Consider the following 19,785-nt stretch of genomic DNA (forward strand, 5'->3'; position numbering starts at 1 on the left):
ACGCGGCCGCAACCGTTGAAGAAGGCCCCACTCCAACGGCAGGCGGCCTCATGACACTTCCGACCGCGACCTACCGGATACAATTCCGCAACGGCATGACCTTCGATCGCGCCTGCGGCCTCATTCCCTACCTCAAGACCCTCGGCATCAGCCACCTCTACGCCTCGCCGATTTTTACCGCCGCCAGCGGCTCGACCCACGGCTATGACATCACCGATGCCAACGAGATCGATCCGGCGCTCGGCGGCCGGGCAGGCTTCGACCGGCTGACGGAAAGCCTGGCTTCGGCAGGGATGGGGCTGATCCTCGACATCGTACCGAATCACATGGCCGCCTCACCGGAAAACGCCTGGTGGCGCGATGTGCTGGCCTTCGGCCGGCAAAGCGCCTATGCCGGCCACTTCGACATCGACTGGAGCGAACCGCTGACCCTGCCGCAGCTCGGCCAGGATTTTGATCGCGCGCTCGACGCCGGCGAGTTGCGCCTCGTGCTCGACGAAACGCACGGCAACCTCGCCTTCGCTTATTTCGAGACGCTGTTGCCGCTGAACCCCAGCAGCTACGGGGCGGTCGCAAACCGGCTCGACGATCCGGTTGCAACGAGAATGGCGGAAGCTGCGGCCGTGACATCAGGCGAGGGCTTCCGCCGCGCGATGCGCGACATCCTGTTCGAAGGCGGCGATCGGGCGGTTCTGCGGCAGAAGCTCGAGGATGTCTCCTCCGATCGAGATTTCCTCGAAAGCCTGCACGAGGGGCAGCACTGGCGGCTGACCCACTGGAAGGAGGCGGCGCGGCATCTGACCTATCGCCGTTTTTTCGAAGTGACCGGCCTGGTCGGCACCCGTGTCGAAAATCCCTCGGTGTTCGAGGAGATGCACCGGCTGGTGATCGAGTTGGTGCGCCAAGGCAAGGTGCAGGGCCTGCGCATCGATCATGTCGACGGGCTTGCCGAGCCGAAAGCCTATCTCGACCAGCTACGGGCGAAAGCCGGACCGGACATTTACATCGTCGTCGAAAAGATCCTCGGGGCGAGCGAGGTCCTCCCGAAGAGCTGGCCGGTGGCCGGCACCACCGGATATGAATTCATCGCCGCAATGAGCGAACTCTTCATCGATGGCGGCGGGCTGCGCATATTGGACGATGCCTATCGCAGCATCGCCGGCGAAGCGGCTGATCTCGATGAGGGCCGGCGGATCGCCAAGCGGCTGATGGTGGAACGCAATTTCGCCGGCGAGACCGACAGGCTGGTATCGATCGCCGCCGGCATCTTTCCCGAGGAGAAACGAGACGAGATTGCCGGCGCGCTCAGGGAACTGCTGATCGCCTTTCCCGTCTACCGCACCTATGGCGACGGCGGCCCGCTCGCCTGGCAGGATTCGGCAGTGCTTGCCGCCACCGCATCGCAGGCCATGACGCGCCTGGATGATCGGCGGGCGCTCGACCATGTGCTGAAACTTCTCGAAGGCAAGGTCGAAGGCGATGCAGCCCACGAGTTCCGCATTCGCTTCCAGCAATTGAGCGGGCCGGTGATGGCGAAGGCGACCGAGGACACGCTGTTCTACCGCTACAACAGGCTGCTCGCCGCAAACGAGGTGGGCGGCGAACCCGGCAGGGCGCCGGGTGGCCCCGAGGAATTCCATCGTCGGATGGCGGAGCGCGCGCGGCTGCAGCCGCATGGCCTGTCGGCAAGCGCCACCCATGACACCAAACGCGGGGAGGATGCCCGCGCGAGGCTCTATGCGCTCAGCGAAGGCGCCGATGTTTTCGTACAGGCGGTGGCGCGCTGGCGGGACATGAATCAGTCCTGGGTGAAGGATCTGCCTGAAGGCGCGGCCCCGGAGCCGAATGTCGAGTGGATGCTCTATCAGGCGCTGGCCGGCGTCTGGCCGGAGGATTTCGACAGAGGACAGACGGAAGAGCTTCGCGAACGCTTTACGGCCTATGCTGGGAAGGCGGTGCGCGAGGCAAAGCAGCACAGCGACTGGATGGACCAGGATACCGCGTATGAGGAGGCGGTCACGGCCTATGCGGCGGCGCTGGTATCGCCCGAGAATGACGCTTTTCTCGAAGATTTCGAAAAGGTGCTGCAGCCGTTCATCGCGGCGGGTTATCTTAACAGCCTGTCGCAGACGCTCCTCAAGCTGACCGCTCCCGGCATTCCCGACATCTACCAGGGCGCAGAAGGTTTCGATTTCAGCCTCGTCGATCCCGACAACCGCCGGCCGGTCGAGCACGAACGGCTGAAGGCCTGGCTCGATGAAGCCGGACCGATCGCGAAACTGCAGGCGGCGGCGTTGAAGCAGCGCATCATCGCAATCGGCCTGCAACTGCGCCTGCGGCACCCGGCCCTCTTCGCCAGAGGTGACTACCTGCCGCTGAAAGTGACGGGCAACCGGCGCGACCATGTTCTTGCTTTCGCCCGGGTGCACAATGACGAGTTCGCAATCACCGTGGCGCCGCGGCTGATGTTCGGCTGGCTCGATCCCGGCGTTCTCTTCGCCGGTCCGGAATTCTGGGAAGATACGGCGATCGCCATACCCTCCCCTCTTCACGGGTTGAAGGCGGATCTGGTAACGGGAAAGACCATCGAACCCGGAGGCAGCATCTCCGTCGCCGCCTTGCTCGGCAGCCAGCCGGTCGGATTGATCAGCCCGATCTGAGCGTTGAACTTCCCAGACGATTTAAAATTCGGCTCTCCAAATTAGGGCTTGACCTTCCAGTTGCTGGAAGGTGGATAAGCCTATCTGACTGCCCTTCCGGGCACAGGAGATAGGCATGAATACCAATCACGAACACGATCATCATCATAACCACGCCCATGGCGGCAATGGCTGCCGTTGCGGCCACGACCATCAGGAGAAGACCCCTGACATGGTGATTCGGGATCCTGTCTGCGGCATGACCGTCGATCCGCAGGGCGGCAAGCCATCGCTCGATCATGCGGGCCGGGCCTATCATTTCTGCTCGGAGGGCTGCCGGACGAAGTTTGCCGCCGCGCCGCAGGATTATATGACCGCGAAAGACCCTGTCTGCGGCATGAGCGTCGACCGCTCGGCCGCGAAACATTTCCTGAAATTCGAAGGTGAGAAATTCTACTTCTGCTCGGCCGGCTGCCAGGCAAAGTTCGAAGCCGATCCATCAGCCTATCGGAACGGCAGCCGTCCGGCGGCAAAGGCGGCGCCGAAAGGCACGCTCTATACCTGTCCGATGCATCCGGAGGTCGTCAGCGACCGTCCCGGCGACTGCCCGAAATGCGGCATGGCGCTGGAACCGATGGGCGTTCCTCCTGCCGACGAGGGCCCGAACCCGGAACTCGTCGATTTCACAAGGCGGCTCTGGGTGAGCGCCATCCTCGCAGTGCCGCTGCTTGCGCTCGGCATGGGTCCGATGCTCGGCCTGCCGCTTCGCGAAGCGATCGGTGAACCGCTGGCGACATATATAGAACTCCTGCTGGCGAGCCCCGTGGTGCTCTGGGCCGCCCTGCCGTTCTTCCGCCGCGCCTGGGCGTCCCTCGTCAACCGCAGCCCCAACATGTGGACGCTCATCGGTCTCGGCGTCGGCACGGCCTATGTCTACAGCGTCGTCGCCACGCTTGCGCCCGGCATCTTCCCGATGGACTTCCGTGGCCATGGCATGGCCGTGCCCGTCTATTTCGAAGCGGCCGCCGTCATCGTCGCGCTCGTCTTCGTCGGCCAGGTGCTGGAATTGAAGGCACGCGAGCGCACCGGCTCGGCGATCCGCGCCCTGCTCGACCTTGCGCCGAAGACGGCGCGGCGTATCCATGCCAATGGCAGCGAAAACGACGTGCCGGTCGACGAGATCCAGACCGGTGACCGGCTGCGCGTGCGCCCCGGCGAGCGGGTGCCGGTGGACGGTTCCGTCCTCGAGGGCCAGTCGACGATCGATGAATCGATGATCACAGGCGAGCCTCTGCCCGTCGAAAAATCGAAGGGCGATGTATTGACCGGCGGCACGATCAACAAGAACGGCACCCTCGTCATGACGGCTGAGAAGGTCGGTGCGGACACGGTGCTGTCGCGCATCGTCGACATGGTCGCCAAAGCGCAACGCTCCCGTGCGCCGATCCAGGGCGCGGTCGACCGGGTATCCGCCTTCTTCGTGCCGGCGGTCGTCATCGTCGCCATCCTTGCCTTCCTGGCCTGGGCCGCAGTCGGGCCGGAGCCGCGCATGGCGAATGCGCTGCTTGCCGCCGTCGCGGTTCTGATCATCGCCTGCCCCTGCGCGCTGGGCCTGGCAACGCCGATGTCGATCATGATCGCGACAGGGCGCGGCGCCGGGGAAGGCGTGCTGATCAAGGACGCCGAAGCGCTGGAACGCTTTTCCAAGGTCGATACGCTGATCGTCGACAAGACGGGCACGCTGACCGAGGGCAAGCCGAGGCTGACCGATATCGTCGCCTTCGGCGGCGTCGAAGAAAACCGGCTGCTGTCGCTGGCAGCAAGCCTGGAGCGCGGCTCCGAGCATCCGCTGGCCGAGGCGATCGTTGCCGGCGCTGAGGAACGCGGTGTTCCCTTCGTCGACGTCACCGGCTTCGAGGCAAGGACCGGCAAGGGTGTCCAGGGCCTTGCCGGCGGCACGACAGTGGCGCTCGGCAATGCGGCGATGCTCGCCGATCTCGGCATCGATCCGGCAGCACTTGCCGAGAAGACCGACGCGCTGCGCGGCGACGGCAAGACGGTGATGTTCGTGACGCTCGACGGTGCGCTTGCCGGCCTCGTCGCCGTCGCCGACCGGATAAAGCCGACGACGGCTGCTGCCATCAAGGCGCTGCACGACAGCGGCCTGAAGATCATCATGGCGACAGGCGATAATGAGCGCACGGCGCGGGCGGTGGCAAAAAGCCTCGGTATCGACGAAGTGCGCGCCGACGTGTTGCCGGAAGGCAAGAAGGCGCTGATCGACGAACTGCGCGCCAAGGGCGCAGTCATCGCCATGGCCGGCGACGGCGTCAATGATGCGCCGGCACTTGCAGCTGCCGACGTCGGCATCGCCATGGGCACCGGCGCCGATGTTGCGATGGAGAGCGCAGGCATCACATTGGTGAAAGGCGATCTCACCGGCATCGTCAGAGCACGGCGGCTGGCGGAGGCGACGATGCGCAACATTCGTGAGAATCTCGGCTTCGCCTTCGGCTACAATGCCCTCGGCGTTCCCGTCGCGGCCGGCGTGCTCTATCCCGTCTTCGGGCTGCTGCTATCGCCGATGATCGCCGCGGCGGCGATGAGCCTCTCGTCCGTCTCGGTGATATCGAATGCGCTGAGACTGCGCTTTGCGAAACTATAGGAGACGGCGATGAATATCGGCGAAGCATCGGAACGATCCGGCCTGCCTTCGAAGACGATCCGCTACTACGAGGATATCGGCCTCATCCGCCCCGAAAGGGGCGGAAACGGCTACCGCGACTATGACGCGGCCGACGTCCACAAACTGCGCTTTCTGCAGCGCTCGCGCGGCCTCGGCTTTTCCGTGGAGGAATGCCGGCAATTGCTGGCGCTTTACGAGGACAGGGGTCGGGCGAGCGCCGACGTCAAGGACATCGCCCAGATCAAGCTTGCCGAAATCGACCGCAAAATCCGCGAACTGACGGAACTGCGGCTGACGCTGGAGCACCTCGTACATGCCTGCCATGGCAACGACCGGCCGGACTGCCCGATCCTAGAAGAGCTTTCAGACGGCGGCTGAGCAGTTCAGGACAACCGGCGCGTGTTCTGGTTGGCCGCCGGGATAGAGGCGACCGGTTCATCGGGCTCCTCGTCTTCGCCGTCATCCAGCACGCCTTCATCCAGCCGATGCTTGATCGCGAGCGCATAGATCACGTCGAGAATGTTGCGGTCCCTGAGATGAGGATCGGTGAGCGCGAGGAGCGAGGCCCGGACGATCTTCTTGCTGGTGGCCTTCGGGCAACGCGCCTTGACGAAATCATAGAGCGCCTGATCCGTCAGCCCTTCCATGGCGCCGTCCACGAGAGCCTCGTAGACCCGCTTCTTTTCCTTCATTCCTTGTTTTCCCCTTCAAATCAGCGCGCCATGATCTGTGATGTAATTGTCATAAACAATCGCCGATTTAAGGTGCATGTCCATTGGAGAAGGATATTTTGATTATTTTTCAGGCAGCGGCCCTCAGCCCGTACGATTTTTTTCTTTCGCTGGAATAAAATTCATCGCACATCCGTATACTCAATCATGGAACGCAAAGAACGCCCCTTCGACGTCATCGGTCAGCTTGCCGCGCTGAGGCGCTATGCTCGCTCGCTGGTGCGCAGCTCGGACGAGGCGGAGGATCTGGTGCACGATGCGCTGGTGCGCGCCTACGAGAAGCGCAAGAGCTTCCGCAGCGGCGGCAACCTGCGCACCTGGCTTCTTTCGATCCTGCACAATGCCCACATCGACCGTCTTCGCCGGAACCGGTCGCTGACACGTCGCCACGATGAGGCAGCCGTCGAAGCCGAGCAGTCGCTGCCGGCGGGCCAGGAACATGCCGTGCGCCTGCAGCAGGTGCGCGACGCCTTTTTCGACCTGCCGGAGGAACAACGCGAGGCGCTGCATCTCGTGGCGATCGAAGACCTTTCCTATAACGAAGCCGCTCAGGCGCTCGGCATCCCTGTGGGTACGCTGATGTCCCGCATCTCCCGCGCTCGCGCGCAGCTGCGTGAATTCGAGGAGAAGACGCCGCGTGTTTCGCATCTGAAACTAATCGGAGGCAACGGCAATGAAAGCAATTGATCCGATCCTCGACGCCGATCTTGACGCCTATGTGGATGGCGAGCTCGATGTCGCTCGCCGCATCCAGGTGGAATCCTATCTTTCCGACCACCCGGCAATTGCCGCCAAGGTCATGGCCGACCTCAGCATGAAGGGTGAGTTGCGCCTGGCGCTCGCCGGCGAAAGCGCCTTCGGCCGCGCCGAGACCCGCGACGCCGCCCGCCGGCTGGAACGTGGCCTTTCCTATGGCCGCATCTTCCATTCGATGCAGCGCATCGCCGCCGTCGGCGTTCTGATTGCCGCCGGCTGGGTGGCGCACAATTCCTTCGGCGCCTTCTCGGCGACCGAGGTTGCGGCTTCCGTTCCGGCGCCCGCCTATGTCGAAGACGCGGTTCGCGCCTATCAGACGGTGACACTGCGCGAATCGATGCCGTCACAGAAGCCGACCATCTCCAGCGCCGACGACATTCGCGCCGCCACGGCAATCGTGATGCCGGAACTGCCGAAGGACTGGAAGGTCGCCGACGTGCAGATCTTCCCTTCCGAATTCGGTCCCAGCGTCGAAATGGCGATCGAGGAAACGAATGGAAAGCGGCTTTCGCTTTTCGCCGTCCGGCCAGGCGCTTTCGAGGTCCAGCCGGTCAGCCATGTCGCGCTCGAAAAAACCGAAGCTGCCTATTGGCAGATCGGCGAAGTCGCTTATGCGCTGATCGCCGACGATAGCAGCTTCAATCTCGATCAGGCGGCCGAGCGGCTCGCCCGCTCGCTCTACTAGTTCAAACCGAGGAGATCAGCATGAACCCGATCAATTCCCGCTACGGCGCCGCGGCCGGCACCCAGGCGCTCTTCGACGAGGGCCTGCGCCAGCATATGCTGCGCGTCTACAACTATATGGCTCTCGGCCTCGTCATCACGGGCCTCGTCGCCTTCGTCGTCGGCTCGACGCCGGCCCTCTACGTGCCGCTCTTTGGCTCGCAGCTGAAGTGGGTGGTGATGCTGGCACCCCTCGCCTTCGTCTTCTTCTTCTCCTTCCGCATCCAGACGATGTCCGCCAGCACGGCGCAGCTCACCTTCTGGGCCTTCTGCGCCGTGATGGGTCTGTCGCTCGCCTCCGTCTTTCTGGTCTTCACCAAGACGAGCATCGCGCAGACCTTCTTTATCACCGCTGCGATGTTCGGCTCCATCAGCCTCTACGGCTACACGACGAAGCGTGACCTCTCGAAGATGGGCTCGTTCCTGATGATGGGTCTCTTCGGCATCATCATCGCCGGCATCGTCAACATCTTCCTGGGTTCGAGCGCGCTGCAGTTCGCGATCTCCGTGATCGGCATCGTCGTCTTCGTCGGCCTCACCGCCTACGACACGCAGAACATCAAGGAACAGTATTCGGAGAACTACGATCAGGAATCGAACCAGAAGCTCGCCGTCTTCGGTGCGCTCTCGCTCTACCTGAACTTCGTCAACATCTTCCAACTTCTGCTCAACTTCACGGGCGAGCGGGAATAAGGACCGCGCTTCTGGGGGCAATGGAAGCGCAAGAGCGCCCGGTCTGCAATCTGTGACAGGATGGCAGATCGGGTGCTCACCTAAAAGGAGATGGCCGGGCTCGATGCCCGGCCGTCTTTGTTTTATGCATGTCGTTGCCCCAAAACCGCGTCACACTTTTGGGTGACATGCGTCAGATGATGCCCCAGGCGCGATAGCGGCCGCGGCCGGTGATTTCGCGAATGCCGATCTCGTTGACCAGGTTCAGCGCGCCGCGCGGGGTGATACGGAGATGACGGGCGATCATCGCCGCCGAAACCATCGGCCGCGACAGGATGAAATCGGCAAGCTCCGGAAGGCTGCTGTTCGAACGGCGACCGCGAAAGCGCAGCTCCATTTGCGTGCGCGCCAACGTCAACCGGTCGATCTCCTTCAGGCCGGCCGCAGCCCCCAGATGCATCGCCTCGAGAAAAGCCTGCAGCCGTGTAGCCCGGTCACGCGCACGACGGCGCTCGTGGCGCACCAGCTTCAGCCCGCCGAAAAAAGAAAACAGATGCGAGGCGACCTTGCCGCGGGCGCGCAGATGGCTTGCAACCAGGAGACCGCCGAGCCAGTGCTGACGCCGCAACGGCTCGATCCTCTCCCAGGCTTCGAAGAGAATGGCCGCGCCAAGAACCGGCGGCAAGGCCTCCGCCAACGGCAGCACGCTCCGCCACTCCGCAAGCCGCTGCTCCTCGTCCCATTCATCGTCGCCGAGCAAGCCGAGCGGATCGTCGTTTCGCCGCGTCGCGGGAGCCGCAGCTGGCTCGTCTGCGGGCGCCTTTCCCGCATGGATATCGAGGAGCTTCTGCGAGCGCGCGAGAAGCGCATCGATCTCCGCCAGTTCGGCAGCAAGCGGCGCATCCTCGTCCTCGCCATCTTCGCCTGTCTCGATTTCAGCGTCGGGCCGCTTCGTTTCCTGTGCGCTCCCCTCCCCTTCCCCGAGCGTCGCAGTCAAAGTCGCAAGGCCCGAGGCTCCAAGGGCCCAGGAGGGTTCGCCGGTCCATATGCGGCGGCGTGTCCGCAACACGGAATGGGCGATCGTCAACTCGTGGCTCGGAGCTCGGCTATCCATGTGCGCATCGTGCAGAACGAGGTCCTCGACATGCACGAGCTCACCGGCCACCCAGAGCGCGCCCGCCGCATCGAAGAAATGGCTGCGCTCGGCAAATCCCTCACCCACCGGGGAACGCAGCACTCGCTCGTCCAGCCGCGCAATCGCATCCTCAGCGGCGGCGATGGCCGGAAGCAGGCTTTGCAGCATTGCACCGTCAATGTCGTAGCGCATTGTTAACCTTTACGGTTTTTCACAAATGGAAGCAAAACGAACGTTTTATTCCGTCATCTATGACATGGTTAACGTCGTTTTTCAATGAAAGCGCTGGGGAGAAAGCGGTTGAAGTGACGAAGCGCCGGCCCGCATCTCTCCTTAACCGCCGCAGCTGGTGTGAAACTTTTTGTTGCCGGCTCACCCGGTTTTCCTCGTTGCCGGACCATTTGCCCGCATCAATGCCATCAGCATCGGCCCGAGCGAGAACTCGCCGCGCTCCGCCCGTCGCGTCAGATCACGCAGATAGCCGCCGGCCGAGTTGATATGCCCGCCCCTTTCCAGAATGCAGGCGATCACTGTCGCGGCATTTTCCGGCCCCATGACATCGCATGCCTGCTGATAAGCGCTGGGGCTGACCCCAAGAGTGGAACGGACGATGACGGCAGCGGCCATCAGATCCCGCCAGCTGCCGATTCCGCCGCCCGGCCCATAAGCGGTGATCTCGGGGCAGGACTGCAGCACCATGGAAAGAGGGAAAGATTTCGGCGGCTCACGCCACGGCCGCGGTTCCTCCTCCGGCTTCGCGCCCTGCTTCGTTTCGAAGCTTGGTTCAAGTTCAGATATGGGGTGTGGGTTTGAATTATGTATGTGCCGACCGTTTTGGCTATCATTGGCGTCTGTTTTTTCTGTTTTCGTTTTCGTTTCCAGCGTCTTGACGATCATTGCACGGAACGCTTCGAGATCTTCCAGCAAAGTTTCCATCTCGGCCGTCGACGGACGACGTGGCAGACTGGCCGAAAGCAGGGTGAAATGCCTCTGCATATCGAGCCATTCACCCGCAATTCCTTCTTCCAGCGCGATCTCGATGAGTTTGGCTATATCACGCCGGCAGAGCGTCAGACGCTCTCTCAGGCGCTTCCATTCAAGTTTGGCAGCGATTACCTGCGCCGCCTGCGCCTCGATCTCGCGGGCGCGGACAAGGAGCGGCGCCAGGCTGAAGCCGAAGGCCTCTCCAAGCCCGCCCTCGCCGTTCCGGCGGGCGAAGCGTTTTCCATTCGGGCTATCGCGCCGGATGATCAGGCCTGCCTCGACCAGCATCGCCAGGTTCCGCCGCAGCGTCGTGCCGGCCATGCCGTGTGTTCGCAGCGAGAGCTGCTCGTTCGAGGGGAAGACGACGAAGCCGTTGGCCTCGGCAATCTCGTTTCTCGGATAGAAGGTCAACAGCGCGTTGAGAACGGCGAGCGCACGATCGGATACACCGACCATGTCCTTTGCTTCGCAGAGCGCGCGAAAGATCTTCCACTTGTCGACCGACGCATCCGGATCGACCTTGCTGGCGTTTTCCTGACTTGCCAGCATGCCAAGCGTCATCGATCGCCGCCCAAAGGGCGTCGATACATATTGAGGCTCCATGTCCCTCACCTTTTTTCAAGGCAAAAGAAATCTTACCACCCAAAAGGATGCCGAAGATGCTTGACAGTGATTCGAGGAAGTGCGATTCTCAGATTGTCCAGATATGAGAAAGGCTTCCGCGACGGCAACGTTCGGAGGCTTTTTTCTTTTGCGGCCTACTCTCCTGCTTGCAACTTGCCGGCCCGATAGGCTTCGTAAAGCTCATCAAGACGGCGTGAAATGTAAGCGCCGAAATCCGGCGCATCGCCGGTTTTCAACGCGATCGTGAAGGAATTGCCGGCGCTCTTGATCCGGCCGGCAATCTTGCCGCCGCTCTTCGGCTTCCAGTCATATTCCGTGGGCTCGGTTTTCGCTTCTTTCTTGGCGAGCTCACCAACCAGAAGCTCGAATCGGCGGTCGCTTTCTTCCGCCATGAAACGTTCCGAGGCGACGAGCTTCGCTAGCCGCGCCGCTGTCGCCCCATTCCAATCCTGGGCAAGCGCCATCCATTTGCGGCGGCCGATGCCGGGTGCCGCTCCAACCAGCCTGACGATGTCGGCGGGGATCGCCTTTGCGACGGATATCAGCTTCGAAAGCTCCGTCTTGTCAGTCGACAGCGCCTTCATGATAACGGGACGCTCAAACCCTTTAAATTCCAGATTGAGCGCAAAGACCGCGCGCTCGATATAGGAAAGGTTTCGGCGCGCCGAATTCTCAATCCCCTGCGCGATGACGACATCGGTATCGTCGAGCTTGCGGACGATCGCCTGCACCTTTCGCCCGAGCAGCTTGACGGCCTGCAGGCGGCGATGGCCGTATGCGATCTGGTAGCGGCTCTCATCGTCGGGATGCCGGCGAACCAGGATCGGCACTTCCTGTCCGTTCTCGGCGATCGACTGCACCAGCTCGTCCTCGGCATCGAGAGGCTGATCGGCAAGACGGTCACGAACGAAGGAGGAATCGATCAGCTCGGGGTCGAGCTCGACGATGCGCTCGCCGGAAAGCAAGGCCTCCTCCATCGCCCTGCTCTCTTCTTCCATCCGGCCAAGGGTCAGCGCCATCGTCCGAACCGGACCGGCAGCTCCGCGCACGGAAGGTTGCTCATAGTTGGCCGCGGCCAACTCCTGCGCCGTATCGTCGAAAAGACCTTTCAGGCGATCGCGTCTGCTCATGTGCGGCCCCAGGCTTTGTGAATGCCGGCAAGAACCTCGCCGTTGGCGGCATTGACCGATTCCAGCGCCCGGTCATATGTCGAGCGCCGCACCTGCCCCTTCTCGATTTCGAAAAGCGTCTGCTTTGTCAGGCCGGCATCGGCGATTGCCGTGGATTTGAGAATGGTGGCCGTCAGCACGTCGTCGCCGAAGAGGCTGCGAAGCAGCGCCACGATCTGCGACTGCGGCGCATCGAAAGGCTCGTGACGGGTGACGATATATTTGATGAAATCATGTTGTAGATCGCCGCCGGCCTTACGCACGACGGAGAGCAGATCCGAGGTCATCAGCAGGAATTGCGACATGGAAGCAACATCGACCATCTGCGGATGGATGGTGATCAGCAGCGACGTTGCGGCGCAGACCGCGCCAAGCGTGAGATAGCCAAGCTGAGGCGGGCAGTCGATCACCACGACGTCATAATTGGCCTCGACCTCGGCAATAGCCACGCCGACGCGACGGAAGAACAACTCGGCCGGCTTCTGACGGTCATTCAGGGCACGCGGCGTTTCATGCTCGAACTCCATCAGTTCGAGATTGCCCGGCACCAGATCGAGCCCGTCGAAATAGGTCTTGCGGACGATGTCCTTCAGCGGCTTGCGAGCCGCATCGTAGCGGATGGCGCCATAGAGCGTATCGCCATCGGAAAGATCGAATTCCGGCTGGACGCCCAGCATCGAAGAGAGCGAGGCCTGCGGATCGAGATCGATGGCAAGCACCCGATACCCTTCCAGCGCCAGATACTGCGCCAGATAGAGCGTCGTCGTGGTCTTCGCCGAGCCGCCCTTGAAATTGGTGACGGCAACCGTCTGCAGCTTCTCGCCGGGGCGCCGCCAGGGAAGATAGGACAGCGCGTCCTTCGGCTTGAGCCTTGCCATATAATGGCGCAATTCATTGATCTGGCCGAGCGTATAGGAGCGGCGGCCATTCTGGGAAAGTTCCGGCTGCGGGCCCTTGCCATCCAGCGAAAGCTGGCGAAGATAGCCATCGGATACGCCGATCATCTGGGCGGCTTCGCCGGAAGAGAATGTGCGCAGCGTCTTCTGCGAAAGCGGCGGAAACAGCTTGTCGCGGAGGAGCTTCAGTTGCCGCGAAAGCTGGTTCGCATGCCGCTCGATCCGCACATCTGTCGTCGATACGCTAATGTTGTCCAAAACACCCAATCCTTTTCGATGCGCTTTTCTGTCAACATAGCGTCAAAAAGCGTATCGAAAGTGACACGATTCGGGATTTACGGCAACAATAGGGGCCGGAGGGCCGTCCCCAGCCCGGTTGGCCGCGGCCAACTCCCTGCCCTGCCCTTGCGACGGCCCGGCTTTTTCTGCAAGACCGCCAGGACTCAAAGGAGAGTATCGGCTTGAAGCACATCCATATCATCGGCATCGGCACGGGCAACCCGGAGCACGTCACCATACAGGCGATCAACGCGATGAACGCGGCCGACGTGATCTTCCTGCCGGTCAAGGGTAGCGGCAAGGAAGAGCTCGCCGAGATCCGCCGCGAGATCTGCGAACGATATATCACGCGGTCCGGGATCCGGATCTCAGAATTCGCAGTGCCGCAAAGGCAGACGGCGGACAGAAGCTACACGCAAAGCGTCGACGCTTGGCATGGAGAGATCGCCGGCATCTATGGAAAGCTGATCGCCGGCCTCACCGATGGCGGCAGCGGCGCCTTTCTGGTCTGGGGCGATCCCAGCCTCTACGACAGCACGATCCGCATCATCGAACGCGTGCGGCAGGATGCCAGCCTGGATTTCGATTACAGCGTCGTTCCCGGCATCACCAGTATCCAGGCCCTGGCGGCCAGTCACAAAATCCCGGTCAACCTCGTCGGCAAGCCGGTCGAGATCACCACCGGACGCAGGCTGGCGCGGGACGGGCTCCAGGCGGCCACAACGGTCGTCATGCTCGACGGCGAACAGGCCTTTGCGAAAATCGACGATCCCGATGCCGAGATCTTCTGGGGCGCCTATCTCGGCACCGAGGATGAGATCGTCAGATCCGGGCGGCTCGGCGATATCGCGGCCGATATCCAGGAGCTGAGGGCCGAAGCCAGGCAACGGCATGGCTGGATCATGGACATCTATCTCCTGCGCAAGGGGCGGGATTTCGAGGAATAGCCGAGCCGACCGTTTCCATCATGTTTTGCCGCACCCGCCGCGATCCTGTAAGAAACGGACAGAGGATGAAGAATGGGCACAGAGACCGCCAAGGCGATCGACAGGAGAGATGCGACGGACGGCGATCATCGCGCGGCGGCGAAGACGCGCGTGCGCGGCGCCTGCCCCGCCCTCGCCGCGCCGATGCCGACGGGCGACGGCCTGCTCGTGCGGCTGCGGCCGGCCGGCGGCGCATTGACGCTGTCGCAGCTTGCTGCACTTGCCGGCTCTGCCGCGGCGCATGGAAACGGCACTCTCGAGATCACCGCCCGCGGCAATCTGCAGATCCGCGGGCTACGGGCCGAGACCGTCGGCCAGCTTGCTTCCGATATCGAAGCCGCCGGGATCACCGTGCCGAACGGACCGGCGATCGAAATCTCGCCGCTGCACGGCATCGATCCGGAAGAGGCAGGCGATCCGGCGGCAATGGAGCTGGCATTGCGCAGTGAACTCCGTGAGCCGCTCGCTTCGCCGCGGCTTGCGCCGAAACTGTCGATCGTCATCGATGGCGGCGGAGCATTCGGCTCGTCGGCGCTTTCCGCAGACATCCGTGTCGTCGCGCAACCCGACGCAGAATGGCTCGTTGCGATCAACGGCGACGGCGAGACGGCAACACCGGTCGCGATCGGCCCCGCAGAGACGGCGATATCAGCCGTTGGCGAAATTCTGAGCCTGCTGGTAATCCTCGGGCAGAGCAGGCGGGCGAGGGATATCGATCCGGCGCTTCTGCGGGCGCGCTTTCCCACCATGGACGTCATCCGACTTAACCTGTCTCCTATGGCAAAGACATCGCTTGCCGGCCTGCACCGGCTGAAGGACGGAAAACACGTGCTCGGCGTCCGGCCGGAATTCGGGCAGATGAGGGCGTCCGACCTGACCGCCCTGCTCGACGACGCAAAAGCCCATGGCGCGGCGGCCGTCCGGCTTGCGCCCGATCGCGGCTTCTTCTTCACCGGGTTTCCGGCAGAGGCCGCGCCGGCTCTGCTGATCGCCGCGAGCAAACATGGCTTCACAACCCAACCCGGCGAAAAAAGCGAATACATCGCTGCCTGCGCCGGTGCCGGCGCCTGCGGCTCGGCCTTCTACGAGACGAGAATTTTGGCACGCCGCCTCATGACCGCAGCACCCGTTCTCTTCGATGGCTCGCTGACGGTCCATTTCTCCGGCTGCTCGAAGGGCTGTGCCCATGCCCGGCCCACACTGACCTTGACCGGATCGGCTGAAGGTTACGACCTCATCCTCAACGGGCTTGCGGCGGATCAGCCGGACGAACGGATCGCTGGCGGTCGGATCGATTTCGCTATAGAGAGGCTCGCCCGGTCCATCGAAGACAACAGAGGCGCTGGCGAATCGGCTGCCGCCTGCCTTACACGGCTTGGCGCAACCGGCGTTTCTAAGGCGCTGCGACAGGAATAAGAATGCCAGACTACGATTATATCCGCAGCGGCGACGCGATCTACGAGCGTTCATTTGCCATCATCCGCGCCGAGGCCGATCTTTCGCATTTCAGCGAAGACCAGGCCGAAATCGCCGTCCGCATGATCCATGCCTGCGGGCTCGTGGAAGCGGCAGAGCATTTCGTCTTTTCAGCCGATTTCGTCAGCGCCGCGCGCGACGCGCTGAAGACCGGGGCGCCGATCTTCTGCGATGCGGAGATGGTGTCCTACGGCGTCACGCGCGCCCGGCTGCCGGCGCTGAACGAGGTGGTCTGCACGCTGCGCGATCCCGCCACACCGGAGCTCGCGCGTGAGATCGGCAATACACGCTCGGCCGCCGCGATGCATCTCTGGCTCGATCGGCTCGGCGGAAGCATTGTCGCGATCGGCAATGCGCCGACCGCGCTCTTCCATCTTCTCGAACTCCTGCGCGACGGCGCGCCGAAACCGGCGGCGATCCTCGGCATGCCCGTCGGTTTCGTCGGCGCGGCGGAATCTAAGGATGCGCTGGCGGAAAATTCTTATGGCGTCCCCTTTGCCATCGTGCGCGGCCGGCTCGGCGGCAGCGCCATGACGGCTGCGGCCATCAATGCGCTGGCGAGGCCGGGCCTATGACGACACCAGGCCGTCTCATTGGTGTCGGCACGGGTCCCGGCGACCCGGAGCTTCTGACCCTCAAGGCCGTGCGCGCCATCGAAGGCGCTGATGTCATCGCTTATTTTGCCAAGCAGGGCAGGGGCGGCAACGGCAAGGCGATCGTCGAACCGCTGCTGAAACCTTGGGTCACGCTGCTGCCGCTCTACTATCCCGTCACCACCGAGATCGACAAGGGGGACGAACGCTACCAGAACCTGATCACGGAGTTCTACGACCAGTCTGCCAAGTCCATCGCCTGTTATCTCGATGCCGGGCGAACCGTCGCCATTCTCAGCGAAGGGGACCCGCTCTTCTACGGCTCCTATATGCACCTGCATGTCAGGCTTTCCACCCGCTACCCCACGGAAGTGATCCCCGGCATCAGCGCCATGTCGGGCTGCTGGTCGCTGGCCGGCATGCCGATCGTCCAGGGCGACGATGTGCTTTCCGTACTGCCCGGTACGATGGCCGAAGCTGAATTGACCCGCCGCCTCGTCGATACGCAGGCCGCCGTCATCATGAAGGTCGGCCGCAATCTGCCGAAGATCCGCCGGGCTTTAGCGGCAGCCGGCCGTCTTGGGGAGGCCGTCTATGTCGAGCGCGGCACGATGGCGAATGCGGCGATGGAAAAGCTTGCCGACAGGGGCGAAGGCGATGCGCCGTATTTCTCGCTCGTGCTGGTGCCGGGCTGGGAGGGTAACCGATGAACGGCAGGCTTTTCGTGATCGGCACCGGCCCCGGCAATCCCGAGCAGATGACCCCGGAAGCGCTGGCGGCGGTCGAGACGGCGACGGATTTCTTCGGCTACGGACCTTATCTCGACAGGCTGCAGCTCCGTCCCGATCAGCTGCGGCATGCTTCAGACAATCGCGAGGAACTCGACAGGGCAGGGGCCGCCCTCGCCATGGCAGCGGACGGCGCGAAGGTCTGCGTCGTCTCCGGCGGCGATCCCGGCGTCTTCGCCATGGCGGCAGCCGTCTGCGAGGCAATCGAGAATGGGCCGGCCGCCTGGCGCACTGTTGATCTCACCGTGCTCCCCGGCGTCACCGCGATGCTCGCGGTGGCGGCAAGAGCCGGCGCACCGCTTGGTCACGATTTCTGCGCAATATCGCTGTCCGACAACCTAAAGCCTTGGAATATCATCGAGAACCGTCTTGAACTGGCAGCGAAAGCCGGTTTTGTGATCGCGCTCTACAATCCGATCAGCCGGGCGCGGCCCTGGCAACTCGGCGAGGCTTTCAAGCTGTTGCGCCACCATCTGCCGGCAAAAACTCCCGTCATTTTCGGCCGCGCAGCCGGGAGAGAGAACGAACGCATCGCGGTGCAACCTTTGTCGGAAGCGGATGCGTCGATTGCCGATATGGCGACCTGCATCATCATCGGCTCGGCCGAAACGCGGATCATCGAGCGCCCCGGCAAGCTGGATCTCGTCTATACCCCCCGTTTCATGACCGGAGAAAAGAGGTGATCGATCGCCGCAAGCGCCGCCTCGACAGTTTCGACCACGGTGAGCGTGGAGGCCGGCGCGCGCGCGACCATCATCACCTCGATGCCAAGCAGGCGGGCCGCCTCGATCTTCGCATAGGTGGCGCCGCCGCTGTTCTTCGCGATGATGACGTCGATATGGTGTTGTCTCAGCAAGGCGCATTCGCCTTCCAGCGTGAACGGGCCGCGATCAAGCACATAGTTGACATCGACAAGCGCGAGCGGCGGATCGACGGGATCGACGCTGCGGATGAGATAGAAATGTTGCGGCGCCGCTTCTGCGTAATGCGCGCCCTGCCGGCCCGTCGCCAGGAAGACATGGCGAGGGGAGGGGCCGAGCGCTGCGATGGCCGCCGGAATGCTTTGCACATCCTGCCATCGATCGCCCGGCAGGCGCTGCCATTCGGGACGGCGCAGAGCGATTGCAGCAATACCGGTGGTCTCCGCCGCAAAGGCGGCGTTGGCGGAAATTCGTTCGGCGAAAGGGTGTGTAGCGTCGATCACCAGCCCATATCCACCGGTCGTCAGAAAATCGGCGAGTGCCATAGCACCGCCGAAACCGCCGATACGAACCGGAACCGGCTGAGCAGCCGGTTTTTCAGTGCGGCCGGCCAGCGACAGAAGAATATCGCAATTGTCACGCGCCGCGAGCGCTTCGGCGAGCAGGCGCGCTTCGCTGGTGCCGCCGAGAATGAGGATGCGGGGTCTTCCCATGTCTGATCTTTCTCCCCCTTCCGGCCGACGCTGGCTGACTATTATCGGCATCGGCGAAGCTGGTCCAGCCGGGCTGGGCGAGGAGGCGAAGAGGCTGATTGCGACCGCACCCGCCGTCTTCGGCGGGGCCCGGCACCACGCGCTCGCCGCATCGCTCATCACAGGCGAAAAGCTCTCCTGGCAAAGCCCGTTCGAACGCTCGGTCGATGCGATCCTCGAAAGGCGCGGCACACCGGTCGTCGTGCTTGCCTCAGGCGATCCATTTCTCTACGGCGTCGGCGCAACCCTTTCCCGTCGCGTGGCGGCAGAAGAGATCCACACCATTCCTGCGCCGTCCGCCTTCAGCCTTGCCGCCTCCCGCTTGGGCTGGCCATTGCAGGACGTCACAACGATTTCGTTGCACGGAAGGCCGATCGACCTGGTCCGGCCGCATCTGCACCCAGGACGGCGCATTCTCGCGCTGACCTCTGATGAGAAGGGACCCGGCGAGCTGGCGGCCCTGCTTGCCGCCGCCGGTTTCGGTCAGTCGCAGCTTACGGTGCTCGAGGCGCTCGGCGGTGCGCGGGAGCGGCAGAGGCAAACCATTTCTGCAGATTTCGATCTCGTGGACATCGATCCCCTGAACGTTTGCGCACTTGAGATTTCGGCAGGGGAGGGGGCCCGCATCCTGCCGTTTGCCGCAGGCCTCGAGGTTGAGCTGTTCGAGCATGACGGGCAGATTACCAAGCGCGAAATCCGGGCGATGACGCTTTCGGCGCTCGCGCCGCGTCACGGCGAACTGCTCTGGGATATCGGTGCCGGTTCTGGATCGATCGCCATCGAATGGATGCTGGCCGATCCCAGCCTGAAGGCAATCGCCGTTGAGCAATCGCCGGAGCGGGCCGCACGTGTCGCCCGCAACGCATCCGCCTTCGGCGTGCCGCATCTCGCCGTCGTCGAAGGTTCAGCCCCAGATGCGCTGCAGGGCTTGCCGGAACCGGATGCGATCTTCCTTGGTGGCGGCGGCAGCGAACCCGGCGTGATAGACGCCGCGATTGCCGCGCTGAAGCGGGGAGGGCGGCTCGTTGCCAATGCCGTGACGCTGGAGATGGAAGCCGTGCTTCTCTCCGAACACGCAAAACGCGGCGGCTCGCTGACACGGATCGAAATATCACGCGCGGGGCCTGTGGGCAGCATGAGCGGCTGGCGGCCGGCGATGCCGGTGACGCAGTGGCGCTGGACGAAAGGATAATCG

18 protein-coding genes are annotated in these 19,785 nt (G+C 63.1%); 12 read left to right on the forward strand and 6 right to left on the reverse strand.

Annotated elements, in window-relative coordinates; all coding sequences use genetic code 11:
- The first annotated feature begins 50 nt into the window (after positions 1-50).
- The 3 genes from treY to cueR all read left to right on the forward strand — a co-directional run bounded on the left by treY (position 51) and on the right by cueR (position 5,703).
- The gene (treY, locus tag ATY78_RS17320; protein ID WP_088683542.1) at positions 51-2,660 is read left to right on the forward strand and encodes a malto-oligosyltrehalose synthase; all 2,610 of its coding nucleotides are present in this window, start codon (positions 51-53) and stop codon (positions 2,658-2,660) included.
- Positions 2,661-2,775: 115 nt separating this feature from the next.
- Positions 2,776-5,304, forward strand: a complete 2,529-nt coding sequence (locus tag ATY78_RS17325) for a heavy metal translocating P-type ATPase (RefSeq protein ID WP_088683543.1) — start codon at positions 2,776-2,778, stop codon at positions 5,302-5,304.
- A 9-nt stretch (positions 5,305-5,313) separates the two neighbouring features.
- Complete coding sequence (cueR, locus tag ATY78_RS17330; RefSeq protein ID WP_088683544.1) at positions 5,314-5,703, forward strand: Cu(I)-responsive transcriptional regulator; 390 nt, start codon at positions 5,314-5,316, stop codon at positions 5,701-5,703.
- 5 nt (positions 5,704-5,708) lie between these two features.
- On the opposite strand, the gene ATY78_RS17335 is transcribed toward cueR, so the two are convergent.
- Positions 5,709-6,017, reverse strand: coding sequence for a hypothetical protein (locus ATY78_RS17335; RefSeq protein ID WP_088683545.1), 309 nt, complete (start codon positions 6,015-6,017; stop codon positions 5,709-5,711).
- A gap of 186 nt (positions 6,018-6,203) precedes the next feature.
- Here ATY78_RS17335 and ATY78_RS17340 point away from each other — a divergent pair, with 186 nt between their 5' ends.
- From ATY78_RS17340 to ATY78_RS17350, 3 genes are read left to right on the forward strand one after another with little or no spacing between them, the layout of a single operon-like run.
- Positions 6,204-6,743, forward strand: coding sequence for a sigma-70 family RNA polymerase sigma factor (locus ATY78_RS17340; RefSeq protein WP_088683546.1), 540 nt, complete (start codon positions 6,204-6,206; stop codon positions 6,741-6,743).
- A complete protein-coding gene (locus tag ATY78_RS17345) occupies positions 6,730-7,497 on the forward strand; it encodes an anti-sigma factor (protein ID WP_088683547.1) in 768 nt (255 codons plus the stop codon). The genes ATY78_RS17340 and ATY78_RS17345 overlap by 14 nt, the downstream gene beginning before the upstream one ends.
- Before the next feature lie 20 nt (positions 7,498-7,517).
- Positions 7,518-8,228, forward strand: a complete 711-nt coding sequence (locus ATY78_RS17350) for a Bax inhibitor-1/YccA family protein (RefSeq protein WP_088683548.1) — start codon at positions 7,518-7,520, stop codon at positions 8,226-8,228.
- 172 nt (positions 8,229-8,400) lie between these two features.
- Here the strand turns inward: ATY78_RS17350 and ATY78_RS17355 are convergent, their stop codons facing one another.
- The 4 genes from ATY78_RS17355 to repA form a co-directional block, all read right to left on the reverse strand.
- Positions 8,401-9,534, reverse strand: a complete 1,134-nt coding sequence (locus tag ATY78_RS17355; protein ID WP_088683549.1) for an RHE_PE00001 family protein — start codon at positions 9,532-9,534, stop codon at positions 8,401-8,403.
- Between the two features lie 180 nt (positions 9,535-9,714).
- Complete coding sequence (repC, locus tag ATY78_RS17360; RefSeq protein ID WP_088683550.1) at positions 9,715-10,929, reverse strand: plasmid replication protein RepC; 1,215 nt, start codon at positions 10,927-10,929, stop codon at positions 9,715-9,717.
- Between the two features lie 155 nt (positions 10,930-11,084).
- On the reverse strand, positions 11,085-12,080 hold the full coding sequence (repB, locus tag ATY78_RS17365) for a plasmid partitioning protein RepB (protein ID WP_088683551.1): 996 nt from the start codon (positions 12,078-12,080) through the stop codon (positions 11,085-11,087).
- Entirely contained in the window at positions 12,077-13,273 is a 1,197-nt protein-coding gene (gene repA / locus ATY78_RS17370; protein ID WP_088683552.1) for a plasmid partitioning protein RepA, read from the reverse strand. Before repA ends, repB begins: the two co-directional genes overlap by 4 nt.
- Positions 13,274-13,476: 203 nt before the next feature.
- On the opposite strand from repA, the gene cobF reads away from it, so the two are divergent.
- From cobF to ATY78_RS17395, 5 genes are all read left to right on the forward strand, one after another.
- On the forward strand, positions 13,477-14,241 hold the full coding sequence (gene cobF, locus ATY78_RS17375) for a precorrin-6A synthase (deacetylating) (protein WP_088683553.1): 765 nt from the start codon (positions 13,477-13,479) through the stop codon (positions 14,239-14,241).
- A 72-nt stretch (positions 14,242-14,313) separates the two neighbouring features.
- Positions 14,314-15,696: a precorrin-3B synthase gene (gene cobG, locus ATY78_RS17380; RefSeq protein WP_088683554.1), complete on the forward strand. Its 1,383-nt coding sequence runs from the start codon at positions 14,314-14,316 to the stop codon at positions 15,694-15,696.
- Between the two features lie 2 nt (positions 15,697-15,698).
- Positions 15,699-16,331: a precorrin-8X methylmutase gene (locus ATY78_RS17385; protein ID WP_088683555.1), complete on the forward strand. Its 633-nt coding sequence runs from the start codon at positions 15,699-15,701 to the stop codon at positions 16,329-16,331.
- Positions 16,328-17,059 carry a precorrin-2 C(20)-methyltransferase gene (locus ATY78_RS17390; protein ID WP_088683556.1) on the forward strand — a complete coding sequence of 244 codons (732 nt, stop codon included), beginning with the start codon at positions 16,328-16,330 and terminating at the stop codon, positions 17,057-17,059. The genes ATY78_RS17385 and ATY78_RS17390 overlap by 4 nt, the downstream gene beginning before the upstream one ends.
- Positions 17,056-17,820, forward strand: a complete 765-nt coding sequence (locus ATY78_RS17395) for a precorrin-3B C(17)-methyltransferase (RefSeq protein ID WP_088683557.1) — start codon at positions 17,056-17,058, stop codon at positions 17,818-17,820. The genes ATY78_RS17390 and ATY78_RS17395 overlap by 4 nt, the downstream gene beginning before the upstream one ends.
- Here ATY78_RS17395 and ATY78_RS17400 read toward each other — a convergent pair.
- Positions 17,784-18,551, reverse strand: coding sequence for a cobalt-precorrin-6A reductase (locus tag ATY78_RS17400; RefSeq protein WP_088683558.1), 768 nt, complete (start codon positions 18,549-18,551; stop codon positions 17,784-17,786). The genes ATY78_RS17395 and ATY78_RS17400 overlap by 37 nt on opposite strands.
- Between ATY78_RS17400 and cbiE the strand changes: the two genes are divergently transcribed.
- Positions 18,550-19,782 carry a precorrin-6y C5,15-methyltransferase (decarboxylating) subunit CbiE gene (cbiE, locus tag ATY78_RS17405; protein ID WP_088683559.1) on the forward strand — a complete coding sequence of 411 codons (1,233 nt, stop codon included), beginning with the start codon at positions 18,550-18,552 and terminating at the stop codon, positions 19,780-19,782. The two genes, ATY78_RS17400 and cbiE, sit on opposite strands and share 2 nt — an antisense overlap.
- Positions 19,783-19,785 lie beyond the last annotated feature (3 nt).

The organism is Rhizobium sp. R635 (assembly GCF_002211285.1).
Classification (GTDB): Bacteria; Pseudomonadota; Alphaproteobacteria; order Rhizobiales; family Rhizobiaceae; genus Rhizobium.

What these genes read in the sequence shown, in the direction of transcription:
- ATY78_RS17355 (WP_088683549.1), bottom strand. Translation starts at nt 9,534, where the DNA reads ATGCGCTACGACATTGACGGTGCAATGCTGCAAAGCCTGCTTCCGGCC.
- cobG (WP_088683554.1), top strand. Translation starts at nt 14,314, where the DNA reads ATGGGCACAGAGACCGCCAAGGCGATCGACAGGAGAGATGCGACGGAC.
- ATY78_RS17345 (WP_088683547.1), top strand. Translation starts at nt 6,730, where the DNA reads ATGAAAGCAATTGATCCGATCCTCGACGCCGATCTTGACGCCTATGTG.
- ATY78_RS17390 (WP_088683556.1), top strand. Translation starts at nt 16,328, where the DNA reads ATGACGACACCAGGCCGTCTCATTGGTGTCGGCACGGGTCCCGGCGAC.
- repC (WP_088683550.1), bottom strand. Translation starts at nt 10,929, where the DNA reads ATGGAGCCTCAATATGTATCGACGCCCTTTGGGCGGCGATCGATGACG.
- repB (WP_088683551.1), bottom strand. Translation starts at nt 12,080, where the DNA reads ATGAGCAGACGCGATCGCCTGAAAGGTCTTTTCGACGATACGGCGCAG.
- ATY78_RS17335 (WP_088683545.1), bottom strand. Translation starts at nt 6,017, where the DNA reads ATGAAGGAAAAGAAGCGGGTCTACGAGGCTCTCGTGGACGGCGCCATG.
- cueR (WP_088683544.1), top strand. Translation starts at nt 5,314, where the DNA reads ATGAATATCGGCGAAGCATCGGAACGATCCGGCCTGCCTTCGAAGACG.
- ATY78_RS17340 (WP_088683546.1), top strand. Translation starts at nt 6,204, where the DNA reads ATGGAACGCAAAGAACGCCCCTTCGACGTCATCGGTCAGCTTGCCGCG.
- ATY78_RS17385 (WP_088683555.1), top strand. Translation starts at nt 15,699, where the DNA reads ATGCCAGACTACGATTATATCCGCAGCGGCGACGCGATCTACGAGCGT.
- ATY78_RS17400 (WP_088683558.1), bottom strand. Translation starts at nt 18,551, where the DNA reads ATGGGAAGACCCCGCATCCTCATTCTCGGCGGCACCAGCGAAGCGCGC.
- ATY78_RS17350 (WP_088683548.1), top strand. Translation starts at nt 7,518, where the DNA reads ATGAACCCGATCAATTCCCGCTACGGCGCCGCGGCCGGCACCCAGGCG.
- treY (WP_088683542.1), top strand. Translation starts at nt 51, where the DNA reads ATGACACTTCCGACCGCGACCTACCGGATACAATTCCGCAACGGCATG.
- ATY78_RS17325 (WP_088683543.1), top strand. Translation starts at nt 2,776, where the DNA reads ATGAATACCAATCACGAACACGATCATCATCATAACCACGCCCATGGC.
- ATY78_RS17395 (WP_088683557.1), top strand. Translation starts at nt 17,056, where the DNA reads ATGAACGGCAGGCTTTTCGTGATCGGCACCGGCCCCGGCAATCCCGAG.
- cbiE (WP_088683559.1), top strand. Translation starts at nt 18,550, where the DNA reads ATGTCTGATCTTTCTCCCCCTTCCGGCCGACGCTGGCTGACTATTATC.